This window comes from Saprospiraceae bacterium (assembly GCA_016709995.1).
Taxonomy (GTDB): Bacteria; Bacteroidota; Bacteroidia; order Chitinophagales; family Saprospiraceae; genus JADJLQ01.
Genome location: JADJLQ010000001.1, coordinates 2,874,343 through 2,889,428 on the forward strand (window position 1 = coordinate 2,874,343; position 15,086 = coordinate 2,889,428).

At 41.4% G+C, this 15,086-nt stretch carries 14 protein-coding genes; 4 read left to right on the forward strand and 10 right to left on the reverse strand.

The genetic code is table 11. The annotated features are described in order from the left end of the window. Positions 1–45: 45 nt before the first annotated feature. The 6 genes from IPJ09_12140 to IPJ09_12165 all read right to left on the reverse strand — a co-directional run bounded on the left by IPJ09_12140 (position 46) and on the right by IPJ09_12165 (position 6,429). On the reverse strand, positions 46–1,353 hold the full coding sequence (locus IPJ09_12140; GenBank protein MBK7372166.1) for a hypothetical protein: 1,308 nt from the start codon (positions 1,351–1,353) through the stop codon (positions 46–48). Between the two features lie 21 nt (positions 1,354–1,374). After that, positions 1,375–3,105 carry an FAD-dependent oxidoreductase gene (locus IPJ09_12145; protein ID MBK7372167.1) on the reverse strand — a complete coding sequence of 577 codons (1,731 nt, stop codon included), beginning with the start codon at positions 3,103–3,105 and terminating at the stop codon, positions 1,375–1,377. A 428-nt stretch (positions 3,106–3,533) separates the two neighbouring features. Beyond that, the gene (locus tag IPJ09_12150; protein MBK7372168.1) at positions 3,534–4,025 is read right to left on the reverse strand and encodes a pyridoxamine 5'-phosphate oxidase family protein; all 492 of its coding nucleotides are present in this window, start codon (positions 4,023–4,025) and stop codon (positions 3,534–3,536) included. Between the two features lie 117 nt (positions 4,026–4,142). Continuing rightward, positions 4,143–4,529, reverse strand: coding sequence for a VOC family protein (locus IPJ09_12155; GenBank protein MBK7372169.1), 387 nt, complete (start codon positions 4,527–4,529; stop codon positions 4,143–4,145). Between the two features lie 81 nt (positions 4,530–4,610). After that, positions 4,611–5,801, reverse strand: coding sequence for an argininosuccinate synthase (locus tag IPJ09_12160; GenBank protein MBK7372170.1), 1,191 nt, complete (start codon positions 5,799–5,801; stop codon positions 4,611–4,613). Beyond that, positions 5,788–6,429: a GNAT family N-acetyltransferase gene (locus IPJ09_12165; protein ID MBK7372171.1), complete on the reverse strand. Its 642-nt coding sequence runs from the start codon at positions 6,427–6,429 to the stop codon at positions 5,788–5,790. Before IPJ09_12165 ends, IPJ09_12160 begins: the two co-directional genes overlap by 14 nt. Positions 6,430–6,775: 346 nt before the next feature. Between IPJ09_12165 and IPJ09_12170 the strand changes: the two genes are divergently transcribed. Beyond that, on the forward strand, positions 6,776–7,177 hold the full coding sequence (locus IPJ09_12170) for a hypothetical protein (GenBank protein MBK7372172.1): 402 nt from the start codon (positions 6,776–6,778) through the stop codon (positions 7,175–7,177). Between the two features lie 240 nt (positions 7,178–7,417). Here IPJ09_12170 and IPJ09_12175 read toward each other — a convergent pair whose 3' ends face one another. From IPJ09_12175 to thrA, 3 genes are read right to left on the reverse strand one after another with little or no spacing between them, the layout of a single operon-like run. After that, positions 7,418–8,089 carry a homoserine kinase gene (locus IPJ09_12175; GenBank protein MBK7372173.1) on the reverse strand — a complete coding sequence of 224 codons (672 nt, stop codon included), beginning with the start codon at positions 8,087–8,089 and terminating at the stop codon, positions 7,418–7,420. Then, entirely contained in the window at positions 8,032–8,355 is a 324-nt protein-coding gene (locus IPJ09_12180; protein MBK7372174.1) for a hypothetical protein, read from the reverse strand. Before IPJ09_12180 ends, IPJ09_12175 begins: the two co-directional genes overlap by 58 nt. Beyond that, positions 8,345–10,819 carry a bifunctional aspartate kinase/homoserine dehydrogenase I gene (thrA, locus tag IPJ09_12185; GenBank protein ID MBK7372175.1) on the reverse strand — a complete coding sequence of 825 codons (2,475 nt, stop codon included), beginning with the start codon at positions 10,817–10,819 and terminating at the stop codon, positions 8,345–8,347. The genes IPJ09_12180 and thrA overlap by 11 nt, the downstream gene beginning before the upstream one ends. A 244-nt stretch (positions 10,820–11,063) precedes the next feature. Here thrA and IPJ09_12190 point away from each other — a divergent pair, with 244 nt between their 5' ends. Genes IPJ09_12190 through IPJ09_12200 form a run of 3 tightly spaced genes read left to right on the forward strand, consistent with a single transcriptional unit; the run spans position 11,064 to position 13,469 of the window. Beyond that, complete coding sequence (locus IPJ09_12190; GenBank protein MBK7372176.1) at positions 11,064–12,164, forward strand: GDSL family lipase; 1,101 nt, start codon at positions 11,064–11,066, stop codon at positions 12,162–12,164. Positions 12,165–12,171: 7 nt separating this feature from the next. Further along, positions 12,172–13,029, forward strand: a complete 858-nt coding sequence (locus IPJ09_12195; protein ID MBK7372177.1) for a DUF1080 domain-containing protein — start codon at positions 12,172–12,174, stop codon at positions 13,027–13,029. Positions 13,030–13,070: 41 nt separating this feature from the next. Then, the gene (locus IPJ09_12200) at positions 13,071–13,469 is read left to right on the forward strand and encodes a DUF1801 domain-containing protein (GenBank protein MBK7372178.1); all 399 of its coding nucleotides are present in this window, start codon (positions 13,071–13,073) and stop codon (positions 13,467–13,469) included. A gap of 32 nt (positions 13,470–13,501) precedes the next feature. Here IPJ09_12200 and IPJ09_12205 read toward each other — a convergent pair whose 3' ends face one another. Beyond that, on the reverse strand, positions 13,502–14,947 hold the full coding sequence (locus IPJ09_12205) for an aldehyde dehydrogenase family protein (GenBank protein MBK7372179.1): 1,446 nt from the start codon (positions 14,945–14,947) through the stop codon (positions 13,502–13,504). Positions 14,948–15,086: the final 139 nt, after the last annotated feature.

A 15,086-nucleotide genomic window follows, 5' to 3' on the forward strand; every position in this document is an offset into this window, starting at 1 on the left:
TATGCTGAAAGAATAACCCTTCATTAACTTCCAAAATTTATTGGATTACCGGATAGTATACAAATCCAAATCTCCCTTATTCTTAGCATTGATCTTTCCCTGGTATTCACACGGAAAAAGATCTTTTACCAATGAATAAGTAGTCTGGGACAAACTTACTTTTTGAGGGGCGCCGATTTGTTGTATTCTGGCAGCGATATTTACTGCATCGCCCCAAATATCAAATGCAAATTTTTTATTTCCGATGATTCCGGCAATGACCGTTCCGGAATGAATGCCTATTCTCACCTGAAATGTTGGTGAACTATGGTGCTCCTGCTCCGACTTACCCGCATTGGCATTGTAATTTTCCACGAAATGCCTCATTTCTATAGCCGCTTTTACAGCATTGACTGCATGATCGGGACTAGAATCAGGCAGTCCACTCACTGCCATATAGGCATCACCAATCGTTTTAATTTTTTCGAGACCGTATTTTTCAGTGATGTCATCAAACGCCTGAAAATATTGGTGTAAGATACTGATCAGTTTTTGTGGACTAATGGTCTCGCAATATTTGGTAAATCCTACAAAGTCAGTAAAAAGAATAGATACATTCTCATATAATTTGGCTTCTGTTTTTCCATTCACCTTTAGGCTCTCAGCTATGTTTTCAGGCAGGATATTTTTTAACAATTCATCGGACTTTGCTTTTTCTACTTCAATTTGTTCCAAATGAGTCTTTATGTGTCTGGATTGATCTTGAAGGGCGGTGTTTTGCAATTCGATCTCCAGGTTTTTGCTCTCCAGCACTTCGTTGATTTGAATAATAGACCTTTTGTAGATAAGATTAAATAATAAATAAGTACTTATGAGGCCAAACAAGCTGCTTAAATAAAAAAAATCTTTATACCTGTTGTTGTAGTCTATTTCTACCTGGATCAAAGGCATCAGATATATCCTATAAATTAATATAAAAGCCAGTATAAAAATAAGCCAACCAATAGCCCATCGCTGATGGGTAAAGAGTAGAGAAACGATAGGCACTAAGCTGATCCAGGGAAGGACCGGAGAATCCAGTCCACCGGAATAAAAGCATAAACTTACCACACCTATAAACCCTATTGCCGGAATATAATTGCCTACCAGGTCGAGCGCAACCCGTTGTTTCAATAAGATAAATGCAACTGCAAACAAGCATACCAGCCAGATTTGTATCCACACCCCATGATGAAAACCAATCAAAAAACTAATGATCCCATAGAAAATCATATACACTATTGTAATAGCATTGCCCCGGCAGATTAATCGTGATCGGCTTATATCCTTATAAGTATATTGATTATGCTGGCATAGGTTTTCCAGCCACTGCATGATGTTCATTTTTTTTGATTTTTAAATGGGCCCAAATATTAAGGTAAATAGATAGAGGAAAACCCAAGCAATGATGCATAGGATTGCCCAAATGAAGGCTATAACATGCAACCACCACGGGTATTTGCTTTTATAGGGCAATCCTTTAGTATATCTTTTTTTATCCCACCATTTATAGGGCATGAGCATTTTCCAAGACCTCAATTTCCATACTTTAGCATAGGGTTTGCCTGTACCGGAAGCATCTATAATACAATTGACGGCTCTGCGGGCAGATTCATTAGCAGTCTCCATACAGGCAAGATTGGTATTGGTGCGTACATAATCTCCGGCCAGAAACAAATTGGTAATTGTACTCCATGATTTCGGCATTAATCCCCAAGAGTTGACTACATTGACCAGTAGAGGTTCTTCATTTACCAATACAGTTGGCGCTACGCGTTTTAAACTACTACCTATATGATATCCCACAACTATAGTATTCATATTTGCTGGCAGTGGAGTTGAAGATAAGGCAAGACTTTGTCGTAATTGATCATATATCCCAGTTACCAATTCTAATTCGGAGCAGTTTTTAGCCGTTTTACCATTGAATATAGCATCCCAATTTGAAACATCTACTGACAAAACTCCTTTGACCAAACCCCCGGTAGCCATATTTATGTCATAATTAGGTGCCCAGTATTGTACTTGTGAAATGGAGGTGAGGGCCCACGCACTATTACTATGTACGATATGACCATCATTGAGTGGCAAATCTGCATTTAAATAAAATTGAACTCCATTCATCCACTCAACGTTGGCTGCTAATAGAGCCGGATTAGATAATACCGGATCTCTCGAAGTAATTAGATTATTCAATAAGGTCGAGGCTTTCTCCACAGGAACTGCTAATAAATAATAGTCCCCTTTAATATTGAGTATGGTATTTGTGATTTCATCTTTCACAGTGATATTGATTATCTGAGAACCGACCAGATTAATACTTTGTACTTCATGACTTTTGTGGTAGACCACCCCTTTGGTAAGTAAATAATCATACCAGGGGATTAAAAACTGTTCATTGGTAGGACCATTTAGTACTCTGCTTGGCGCCATAGTCGGATCCGCCATCGAATATAACAATTGAAGGAGAATCGAACCTCCGACACGGGTAGACATGGTCTTGGCCTGCGCAGCCACCAGTGATTTGGTAAGACCATCTGCAAATAAATTTTGATAAGTAGGACTATTATCGTCAGCTTCTACAAAATACCACCAACCGGTCTGCTCATATTCATCATTAAATCTGGTATTGCTCGAAGTCAATAATTGAAATAATTTCTCTTTGATCAAAGCCTTTTCTCCAGAAGACAATCCTGTTGCAGGTGCCCCATTTAAGGTTTTAAAGACCAGGTCTACATCAAAAGCAGTCAGTGGGAAGTGAACCAAAGCTGTTAAGGGCTCCTTGCCGTCTCTCGCAAACATTATCTTTTCGGTCTTCTTCAAATTATTAAATACTGTTCCTGACCCAATAGGAATTCTTTTCATGGTATGCGAAAGGTGTCTGTAGAAGCCCGGAAAAAATCTAAACCCATGCTCACCCGGAATATTATTGAAAGGTCCTACTGTAGCATCTTCAGACCGCGCTTTTCCCCCAACATATTTGGTATTGGATTCATATATTTCAACATCAAATCCTCTTTCGATCAATTCGTGGGCTGCGGTCATGCCGGCAATACCGCCGCCCATAATAATAACTTTTTTTGCCATGAATATAGGTATTAATAAAGGTTGTTTTGATTGGTGGTTTAAGGCAATCTATAGGTAGTGTAAGATGTAGGATGAATGTCAGCCCATTCTTCAATGAAAATGAAACAAATTTTAATGTACTGAATATCAATGCTTATCATTACCATTATTACTTTGCATTTGTTAAATTCTTAATTAATTAACTAATATTATTGAGTCCATCCTTCGACCCTCCCTGCAAACTCCTTATTCTCAGATTAATATTATTTTATCAGCAATAAAAATTCCGGGTAGGCTAATTACCTATAAACTTGATCTCGAAATCAGGGCTTTCTTCTGTTAGCCAGGATAAAAAGCATGAACAGCATCTGTAAGTATTATTCCATCTTCAAAGTAATTACCAGATCATAAAGTATTCAACCAATTTAAAATTTCCATGTAACGGCTTCCTATAAATGTAATGACTCTGTCATTTTACCCAGATTGATTCCTTCTGCTTTGGTAAAATATATTTCTCGTACTTCCTCCATATTATCCCATAGATGTTTATTTCCTTTTAAACCCGAAGTGAGCTTCATTCTCCTGGTTAATAGATTTTTTTCAATTGGGGTTGCTGTTCTCCTGGCACCCAGTTGTCCATATAATTTTATTGCAGGGTCAGCTTTGAATTTTCCTTTAAATAGTGAACTTAGCCAAAACCAGGTATTACTATTAACGGCCAAAACACAAATATTTTTATTAAATCTCTCATTAGCCGGAAGTTTTGAAGGAAATTTCTCAAAGTAGAAACCTGTCTGGTCCTTATTGAGAAATAGTGACCCTATAGGTGTCGTAGTCGGATTATTTTCTTTGTCGACTGATGCAATTGACACATGAAAGTTAGATGAAAAGCTCTTGTTGAAATGAGCACGAATTTCTGCCCAATTTTTAATAATGTCCATATAAAAAAGGTTCAATGCAATTGAGTTTTAATTTTGATAATCTGACTCAGCCCATTTTTTCGTATCATCCCTACCCATACAGATCAATGTTTCGGTAACATACCTTCAAGGACTTGTTTATATCCTGGATATCCTTTGCTTTAATTGAAATACATTGCCTTCGGGATCCTCGCCATCACAAATTATATAATCATATCCTTCCCACTCCTGGGTCTCCTTCAAACGCACACCTCGGGATAACAGATCAGTTCTTAACGAGAATAAATCTTCATCCACTTCAAATACAATCTTAGTATTACTTTCCGACGCAGCAGATGCAGGATCCAAATGCATATATGCTTCACCAATTTGATGCAAGCCGATATTGCAGGACCCTGCTTTCAATAAAACCCATTGCTTTGGAATTTCTTCCAGGGCTTCAAATTCAAAAACCTGAGTATAAAAATTTTTAAGTAGTTCTATATTTTGGACAAAAAGTATCAGGGATTCAATTCTGAATTTCATGCAATAAAATTAAGTATTTATTCTTTCAGATTTGATTCCAGTCTAGGACTCAAAATTTGTTGAAAAGTCAAATTCAATAACTTACTTACTCGCCCCGTAAATCTTGCCAGCTATTGCAGCTATCTTCGTAAATCCCTTGGCATCTTCCCCACTCCAGGCATTATTCATTTCGCCATACTGACCCATTTTACTACGCATCATATCATGGGGTGAGTCTACACCGTGCAGTTCAAACCGATATGGATAGAGTTTGATAAATACAGTCCCATTGACCCGCTCCTGGGTATGCTCCAGGAAAGATTCTATATCTCTCATCACAGGATCGAGATATTGCCCTTCGTGCAACATCATACCATACCAATTGCCCATTTGTTCTTTCCAATATTGCTGCCATTTGCCCAGCGTATGTTTTTCAAGCAAATGATGGGCTTTGATGATAAGTAATGGAGCAGCTGCTTCAAAACCTACACGGCCTTTGATGCCGATGATCGTGTCACCTACATGGATATCTCTACCAATACCAAAAGGGGAGGCTATGGCGGAAAGTGCCTGAATAGCTTCTACATTGTTGGCGTAATGATGATTGTTGATGCCTGTGAGCTGACCTTGGGTAAATTGCAAAGTAATCTCTTTGGGCTCTGTTGCTGTCACTTGTGAGGGGAACGCTGACTCAGGCAGGTACTGATTGGAGGTCAATGTTTCTTTGCCGCCTACACTGGTACCCCAAAGCCCTTTGTTGATCGAATACTGAGCTTTCTCCCAGGACATTTCTACTCCATGCTTTTTGAGATAATCTACCTCTTCCTGGCGTGACAGTTTGAGATCGCGGATCGGGGTGATCACTTCAAGACCAGAGCCCAGTATATTAAATATCAAATCAAAGCGAATCTGATCATTGCCAGCACCGGTGCTGCCATGAGCGATGTATTTGACCCTTTTTTTCTGAGCGTATTCGATAATGGCCAGTGCCTGGAATACGCGCTCTGCTGATACCGATAGTGGATAAGTATTGTTGCGCAGCACATTGCCATAGATCAAGAATCGAAGGCATCGTTGATAAAATTCCTGAGTATAGTCCAATACTTTGAAAGAGGCTGCGCCCATTTGTTTGGCACGCGCACCTATCCCTTTGAGTTCAGCATCTGTAAAACCGCCTGTATTGACTATCGCACAGTGTACTTCAAGGTTTTTTTCAAGTTGGAGATATTTTACACAATAGGAGGTATCGAGCCCTCCACTATAAGCCAGTATTACTTTATCAGATTGAGCCATTGTTTTGAGCTAGGTCATTAATAATCATTCGGGATAGGTCATAAGGCATTTCTTCCATTTTGGATGGTGCCAACATACCGGTACAAAGGCACATTTTGTGCTCATTTCGCTGAAGGATATCGTAGTTGGGGCAACTGCTGCAGCCCTGCCAAAAAGCATCGTCTGGAGTCAGTTCGGAAAAAGTAACCGGTTTGTATCCAAGCTCCGTATTGATTTTCATTACAGCCAGGCTGGTGGTAATACCAAATACTTTAGCATAGGGATATTTGTCACGGGCCAGATTAAATGCTTTGATCTTAATCTCTCTACCCAGGCCTCCCTTGCGCATATCCGGGTTGACTATCAAACCTGAATTGGCCACGTATTGACCGTGACTCCAGGTCTCGATATAACAGAATCCAGCCAATTTCTTGCCTTGTAATGCAATCACCGCGTCTCCATTGTTTAATTTCTTAATAATATATTCGGGTGATCTCTTCGCAATACCGGTCTTACGGGCTTTGGCAGAGTCTTCGATCATCAGACAAATGTCCTCCGCAAATTCTGCATGTTCAGGTCCTGCGACCACAATAGTGATCGGTACTTCTGGTTCTGTTATGGTTTCTGATGTTTGATTTTCCTGGTTCATCTTTTATAGCAATGGATTGAATAACATAGATTAGATTGAAATAAATCCAACGAAGACTATTATTTATTTAAGAAAATGATAAAATCCTTCGCCGCGTGGATCAGCGAATAGGTTGAAATGACCTGGGAGAAAGCAGATCTTTGCTTATAAAGGACTCGATATGGCCTAAAACCTGTGGTAACACCCGACAAATGTAGAGAATGGATGAATACAATGTGTATGTTTGACAATAGATTTTTTTTAACATGAATGATGAAAGGGTTGTGGTTCGCCATTGATTTATATTTTTGGACCCTGATTAAACTTTTATTCATTCAAACTATCTATACTTAAACTTCAATAAATTATGAAAAAACTACTTTATTCAAAAATCACCTTGCTTTTAGGCATAGTGGTATGGTTGACATTGTCCTTTACCCTACCAGGAGACTGGTCTGTCATCGGAGAACGCTCGGTCAAGTTTACTTCAGACAAAGATGTCATCAAAGTCCATGGTAACGATTGGTACTCTAAACTCAAGATTAAAGTCGTTGATGCGCCACTGCACATCAGTGACTTTGATGTCATCTTTGAAAACGGCGAGCGATTCGATGTGTCTATCAAAGAAAATATCCGTCAGGGCGGAGAGAGTCGAATCATAGACCTGCCCGGAGCAGAGCGCAGAATAGATCGTATAGAGTTTAGGTATAAGACCATAGGGAGATTAAGAGGTGGAACTGCCAATGTGATCGTGTTTGGGAGAAGATGAGAAAATGGCCCCAAAAGGATCACTTCGAATTGCCTCATTTCGCTTCCTAAAAAGTGGGATTAACTTTTGATCCAGTATTAAGTCAGAAAAATAACTTAGTCAAGGTCAAAAACTGTGATGAAATAAAGCTTAATTCTTAGCGCTTACCTGTCAGTAGGCAGGACTTTGCGCGAAATATCTAGGTATAAAGTGTCATTCTTTGCGACTTTGCGCGATTTGAGCTTTTGCCTGAAATGATCTCTATTTCCCTTCCATCAATACACTCCCCTTCTGATTGATTTTGGAAATATGCATATCAAAAGGCACCTTGATATCATGCATCACCACTTCGATTGCATCTTGTATTTTTTGTATTTGTGCTATACCTTGAGCTAATGAAAATATAGCTGGTCCAGCACCTGAAATTGAACAAGTGATTGCTCCTGCATCATAGGCGGCTTTTTTTACTTCGCTCAAGAATGGAATGAGTTTAGCACGCTGAGGTTCGATCACTACATCGATCAAGGACCTGCGGAGCAGTTCCCAATCCTGACGATACAAGGCAGCTACCACAGCTCCCATATTGGCAGTTTGTTGAATAAATTTTTTCATGTCAACATAAGGAGATAATATGCCTCTTGCTTCTTTTGTGAGAATGGTGATATGCGGAAATAACAATGCTACATACAGGTCTGATGGTATAGGCAACTGGATCACATCACTAGGCTCAAGAGACCGGATCAGGACAAAACCACCCAGCAAAGATGGCGCTACATTATCAGCATGTACAGCCCCATCGGCAGCTTTTTCGCCTTTGACAGCAAACTCCAACAAATCTGGCTTTCTAAAAGGATCTCCCAACAAGGCATTGGCCGCTACAAGAGCTGCAGCAGCACTGGCTGCACTGGAGCCCATACCAGTACCAACCGGCATTTTTTGATCACTTCCAACCCAATACCTATTTGATGATCACCTAACTTGTCCAGCATAGCTTGTACGGCGACCGAGGCGGTATTGAGCTTGGCGTCCATAGGGATCTTAGCATGGTTGGTAGATAGGATCTGAACCCCGGGAGTCGTCGTCACACTGGCGATCACCTCATCTCCTGGAGCTTCCATGGCAAAGCCCATTACATCAAATCCGACACATATATTCGACACCGTAGCCGGTGCAAATGCTTTCTTTTTTTCAATACCCATATCCTGATAAATAATCTCCAATTGTAATAATTTCTGCAAATACGCCTGCAGCTGTCACTTCTGCTCCGGCGCCTGGCCCCCTGATGACAAGAGGTCTTTCATGGTACCTCTCTGTGGTAAATACGATCATATTGTCACTGCCTCCCAGTTGGTAAAATGGATTTTCAGGTCCTACTTCCTGCAAGCCTACGGTGACTGGTTGGCCGGTTTCTACTTTAGCGATGACCCTGATTTTGCAACCATGGTCTTCAGCTTGTTTGATCATCTGGGTATACCTGTTTTCGTCCGCTTCCAACACTTTTAAAAATTCATCCACCGTGCGCGCACGTGTCGCTTTGTCAGACAATATTTTTTCCAGGTGCACATCTTCAAGATCTATGGGCATACCCGCCTCCCTGGCCAGGATACAGATCTTTCGGCTAATATCTTTGAGCGACAGATCATCTCTGGGGTCAGGCTCTGTATACCCTTGAGTGCGGGCTTCTTTTACCAGGTCAGAAAATTTGGTTTTCGAATTAAATTTGTTAAAAATAAATGAAAGCGACCCTGACAGCACTCCCTCAATCTTGAGGATGCGATCCCCTGAGATCATCAGATTTTTTAATGTAGACAGCACCGGTAGTCCAGCTCCCACATTGGTCTCATATTGAAACTGGACCCCGCGTAGGTCAGCGATCTCTTTGAGTTTTTTGTAGTTGCGATATGGGCTGGAGGCCGCTACCTTATTGGGTGTACTGATACTGATACTGGCGTCCAATATTTTGTCATATTTCGATGCTACTTCTTCTGAGGCAGTATTATCTATAAATATGGAGTTGGCCAGGTTGAGACTTTTCATTTGATCTATAAAGCGGGTCAGTTTCATAGGTCTTCCTTGAGTGAGCAGCGATTCTTTCCACTGTCCCAGGTCCAACCCCTGGGCAGAAAATATCATTTTGGTGCTATTGGCCAGGCCGACCAGGCGTATCTGTAAATGTTTAGCTTTGTCAAGGTACCCTGATTGTGCCTGGATTTGTTTGATCAGAGTTCCACCGATCAACCCACAACCGATCATAAATACATTGAGTACTTTGATCTCTGATAAAAACAGGCCTTCATGCAATGCATTCAGTGCTTTGGCCTCATCGGCTCTATTGATCACAGCCGATATATTGAGTTCTGATGATCCTTGAGCGATCGCGACTACATTGACCCCGTTTTTACCCAAGGATCTGAACATCCTCCCTGCAATGCCCGGCGTATATCGCATATTTTCACCGATCAAAGCCACTACTGAAAGGTCGGATTCAATATTGGTAGGATCTACTGTCTTGGCGAGTATATCCCTGCTAAAAGCCTGATCAGCGGCCTCTTTGGCGGCTTGTGCATCTTCAGGTCTCACCGCAAAACTGATGGAGGACTCTGACGAACCCTGAGTGATGAGCATGACATTGATGCTTTTCTGAGCTAAAGCATCAAACAATCTACCCGCTACCCCCGGCACTCCAAACAATCCACTTCCCTGCAGCGTCAATAATGAAACTTTGCTGATAGAAGAAATGCCGGTGACCGGATGAGGGTGCTTTACCTTGTCTTTGGTGATAAGTGATCCGACAAACTTCGGATTGAAAGTATTTTTGATATAAATGGGGATGCCCAGGTCCATCGCCGGCTTGATGGTCGGTGGGTAGATGACCTTGGCCCCAAAATGAGACATTTCCATAGCCTCTACGTAGGATAGTTTTGGTATGGTAAAAGCATTAGCCACCAGCCGCGGATCTGCAGTAAGTACTCCATCGACATCAGTCCAGATCTCAATAGCTTTGGCCCCAAGTCCTGCCCCCAGCAGGGAAGCGGTATAGTCAGACCCTCCTCTCCCCAGTGTGGTAGTAAGGCCGCCTTTGGCACTGCTGATAAAACCTGTAACTATCCTGACCTTTTTGCCCTTTTTATACCGCTCTCTGATCAACTTGTAGGTCAGATCAAAGTCCACCCGTGCGGACCCAAAGTTTTTATCCGTCTTAATGATCTCCCGTGCATCAACATATTCTGCATCCAATCCTCTGGAAATCATGGTTTTAGTGATGATCATGCAGGAGGCTCTTTCACCAAAACTAAGGACATAATCCAGCGTGCGGGGTGACGCTTCCATCACCAGAAAGGTGCCCTGAAGCAAGTTTTTTAAGGTCGCAGCCATCTCGGTATACCGACCCTTTATTTCGGTCTGAGCTGCCCCTTCCGCAACAAGTTCATGAATAGCATCCAGGTGTCGTTGATGAAATTTTTCCCACATTTCCAGGTAGGTAACCTCTCCGCGAGCTGCCGTCTGGGCCATTTTCAGCAATTCGTCAGTAACGCCGCTGAAAGCTGAAAAAACGACGGTAAACGCAATGTTCTTTTTATGATAATCCTTTAGAATATCTATGACAGAAATGATCCTGGAAGGTGTACCTACGCTGGATCCTCCAAATTTTAATACATACATACTACTAGCGATTGCGATGAGTTTAGATAATTGACAATAATTATACCGATTTTACTGCGTTTGAGTGGGCCCCTTGCCGCGATTTTGGAAGGTGGCAAAGATAGGTTAAATATGGATTTTGGCATCAAACCGTTTTTTATCCCAAAACTGATTTTTTTACGATTTTATCTAATAGTATAATTTTAACCGTATATCTGCCTGATAATGAATTGAATTCTGTAAACTTATCCCTTTAAGTTTTAAGATGGGTAAGTACTTTACGTTTTTTGTAGTCGTGACATTGATCATAAGCTTGGGCTGCAAGCATGCTACCCCTGTCAAATATGAGCTGACGGATGCTCGCATCCGTCATTTTGGTAGAACTTTCGTAAGTGAAAACGGTTTAGAATTGATTACTTCTGCCTCAGGTATTGTATTTGATTACGAAGGAGATAGTTGTAGCATTTTGTTTAATAATTTGTCAGGGCCTGGCAACCATGGATACGCCTCCATAGAATTAGATGGACAATACGTAGGAAGATACAAAATCTCTGATGTTGCAGGTCAACGTATCAGGATTGGGGCTAAGCTGCAACAAAGGCATGTGGTAAAAGTATTTAAAGCGACTGAGGCACAAAATGGCAGGATATCGATTCAGTCCATTGAAGCGCCACGATTGTTGACCACGCAGGCTTCTTCACCTTATCGCATTGAATTCATCGGCAACTCCATCACCTGTGGCATGGGCAGTGATACTTCCTATCTTTCATGCGGCGCCGGCCAGTGGTACGATCAGCACAATGCCTATTTTTCATATGCATGCATCACTGCAAGGGCTTTAAATGCAATACCTATGCTTAGTGCGGTCAGTGGCATAGGCGCTTATCGCAATTGGAACAGTGAGGGACCTGTCATGCCTGATGTATACACTAACCTGGAGCTCGGCACTGATAGCACTCAATTGTGGAATTTTGGTGAGTACACGCCTGATATTGTCAGCATTTGTCTTGGAACCAATGACTTTTCGGATGGTGACGGCGTCCAGCATCGTAATCCTTTTGATTCGGTTACATTTATAGACAGATATCTTGAGCTTGTCAATACAGTCTATACTCAATATCGGACTCCCCAAATCGTACTGATCGCCAGCCCTATGCTATCTGGTGAAAAATCAGCCAGATTAATTCGACATTTAAATCAGATTGCTCTCCGATACAATAGTCTCAAAATCAATCGTCCCCCGATAAAAATATTTCAATTCCAGACGATGGTACCAGGCGGTTGCTCTTATCATCCCAGCAAAGAAGATCATCAGATATTAGCAGTACAGTTGATTCCATTTTTAAAATCTTTTCTAAAATCTTAAACTTTCAATGAAACAAATTCTTACGATCCTGGCTGCCATTTTGGTTATGGGCAATTGTACCCATAAGAGTGCTCCTTCTGTAGCGGGAACAAAAACGATTCAACTATTTAATCTCAAAGATCTCAGCAATTGGGATGTCTATATAGGCCCGGGATTAGACGCTGATGGCAAACATAGAGCCGATGTACCTGCATTGGGGCTCAACCCGGTACAAAATGTATTTTCAGTAGCTGAAACTGACGGGCTCAAAGCCATCCATATCACCGGAGAGCGATTTGGAGGCATCTCTACCAAAGAAGAATATGCTAACTACCATTTTCAGTGCAAGTTTAAGTGGGGCACACTCAAGTGGCCTCCAAAAGACAAATCCCGTATGGACAGTGGCATCCTGTATCATGCAGTGGGTCCGCATGGAGTGGACTGGGGATTCTGGATGCGATCACAGGAATTCCAGGTCCAGGAGCACGATTGCGGAGACTATTGGGGATTAGATCGTGCATCTTTTGATATCAGGGCGACCAAAAATGCCAAAGGGGACTATGTGTATGACCCGCAGGGAGCAATCATGACTTTTAATGTAGACAATCCTATTGGAAGACATTGTGTGAAAAACGTAGACCCTGAACTCCCTACCGGTCAGTGGAACACCCTGGATCTATATTGCCTGGGAGGTACCGCTATCCATATGATCAATGGCAAAGTCAATATGGTTTTGCTCAACTCAAGACATATCAGGGATGGTGTAGAGACCCCGTTGACCAAAGGCAAAATCCAGATTCAATCGGAAGGTGCTGAGATCTATTATCGGGAGATGACCATCACGCCCATCACTCAAATCCCCGAAGCAATATTAATGGCTAAATAAATTGAATTAAATCATCGGCTGCTGTGAAGGAAAAGCAAAAAATGCAAAATGTATCTTTTAAACACATTGCTGATTTAATAGATTATTTACCGGAGGATGAAAGAAAACTATTGATCAAGCTCCGATCCATCATCCAGGAACATGCTCCACAGGCCAGAGAAAGACTTTCCTTTCAAGTGCCCTTCTATAAAATAAATAAAGACATCTGCTTTTTATGGCCCGGGTCGGTGCTTTGGGGAAAGACAAAAATGTATGATGGTGTACGGTTAGGATTTACCAATGGCCATCTGCTGCAAGATCAGACCGGCTATCTCGATATGGGAGATAGAAAACAAGTCGCCTATCATGATTTTAAGTCACTAAAGGACATTGACGAGGAAAGGATCAGCACCTATTTGTACCTGGCGATTGATATCGATGAGTTACATGCTCGAAAGTAATGCTGGTTTGGCAACGACATAGACATCAAAGATCAGCTATGAATTTTTATCAATAAATCAATTAGTCTCCTGGTCAATTTATCAAAAGGAGGAAACATCGCCATGATACCAGGTTTGCTCAACCATTGATAAAACACACCTTTTGCATTTGAAAACTCCTGGAAAGAATAAAAACCATGTGCCTTCCCCATACCGCTATTATTAACACCTCCAAAAGGCAGGTTATAATTGTAATAATGCGTAGAGATCGTGTTGATCCCCATTCCCCCTGCAGAAATTTCTTTACGCACCTGCTGTTTTACTTTTTTGTTCTTGCTGAATAAGTATAAGGCAAGTGGTTTTTCCCCTTGATTGACTTGATCTATTACCTCCTGAATGTTTTGAAAAGTTTTGATGTACAGAATAGGTCCGAATATTTCAGTAGAACAAATAGACATATCTTCTGTCACGTTTTCAAGGATTGTCGGACCTATATATTCCTTTTCCCCCAGCTTACCTCCATACAGTATAGAAGCCCCTTTGTCTACAGCATCCTGGATCAGGGTACTTACTCTTGAAAAATGAGGTCCATTGACAATACGCGAATAATCTCCTTCTACCCTTGCCTGATCATCCTGCCCAAAACGATAATTTATTTGTTCGATAAAAGCTGATACAAATTTATTTTTGATACTTGCCTCTATGTAAATATAATCCGGAGAAATACAAAACTGGCCGGCATTGATAAATTTGGAAGCAGCCGTAGAGATGCTTGCCAGCTCCAGGTCAGCAGAAGCATCAATAATCAGTGGTGATTTGCCCCCCAGCTCCAGGGTCACAGAACACAAATGGTCTGCAGCCGCTTTCATGACTTTTTTTCCAATTTTTGGACTGCCGGTAAAAAATATATGATTAAATTTTAAAGACAAAAGATAGGCTCCTACGGAGGAATCACCTTCAATGATGACCGCTTCTTCAGGACTGAATACTTCCTCCACAATTTGCCTGACTATTTTAATCGTAAACGGGGTAAACTCTGAGGGTTTGATGAGCGTCACATTGCCTGCGGCAAAAGAGTGAATTAAAGGTACCAGTGTAAGTTGAATAGGAAAATTCCAGGGTGATACTACCATACAATGCCCTTTGGCTTCATAGTGTACATAACTCGAGGCACCAAATAAAAACCAGGGAGTACCTACCCGATGTTTTCCTGCCCAGGTCTTTAACTTTCTAATGGTATGATTGAGCTCGTTAAGTACGACGAAGATTTCGGCCAGATCTACTTCAGACTTAGGTTTATGGAAGTCATTGTACATGGCCTCCTGCAATTGTGTGCGATACCCAACAAAAACACTTCGCAGCTGTTTTAGCCTTTTGATCCGGTCATTTATGTCAGACTTACCGGCTTGCAAAATGTATTGTTGCTGATGAAGATAACTTCTATCGATGGCTTCTTTTGTTGCATTGACAGAGATCTCGATAGGTTTTATTTCAATCATTGAAGGTAAAGTTATTGATTTTTAAATGGCGCGCAAAGAGCAAAGGCAAGCGTAACGAATTTGTCATCATATCAATATATGGCGCGCTAAGAAGCAAAGGCTTGCCTGCAGGCAGACGCAATGGAGCGAAGATTATTGA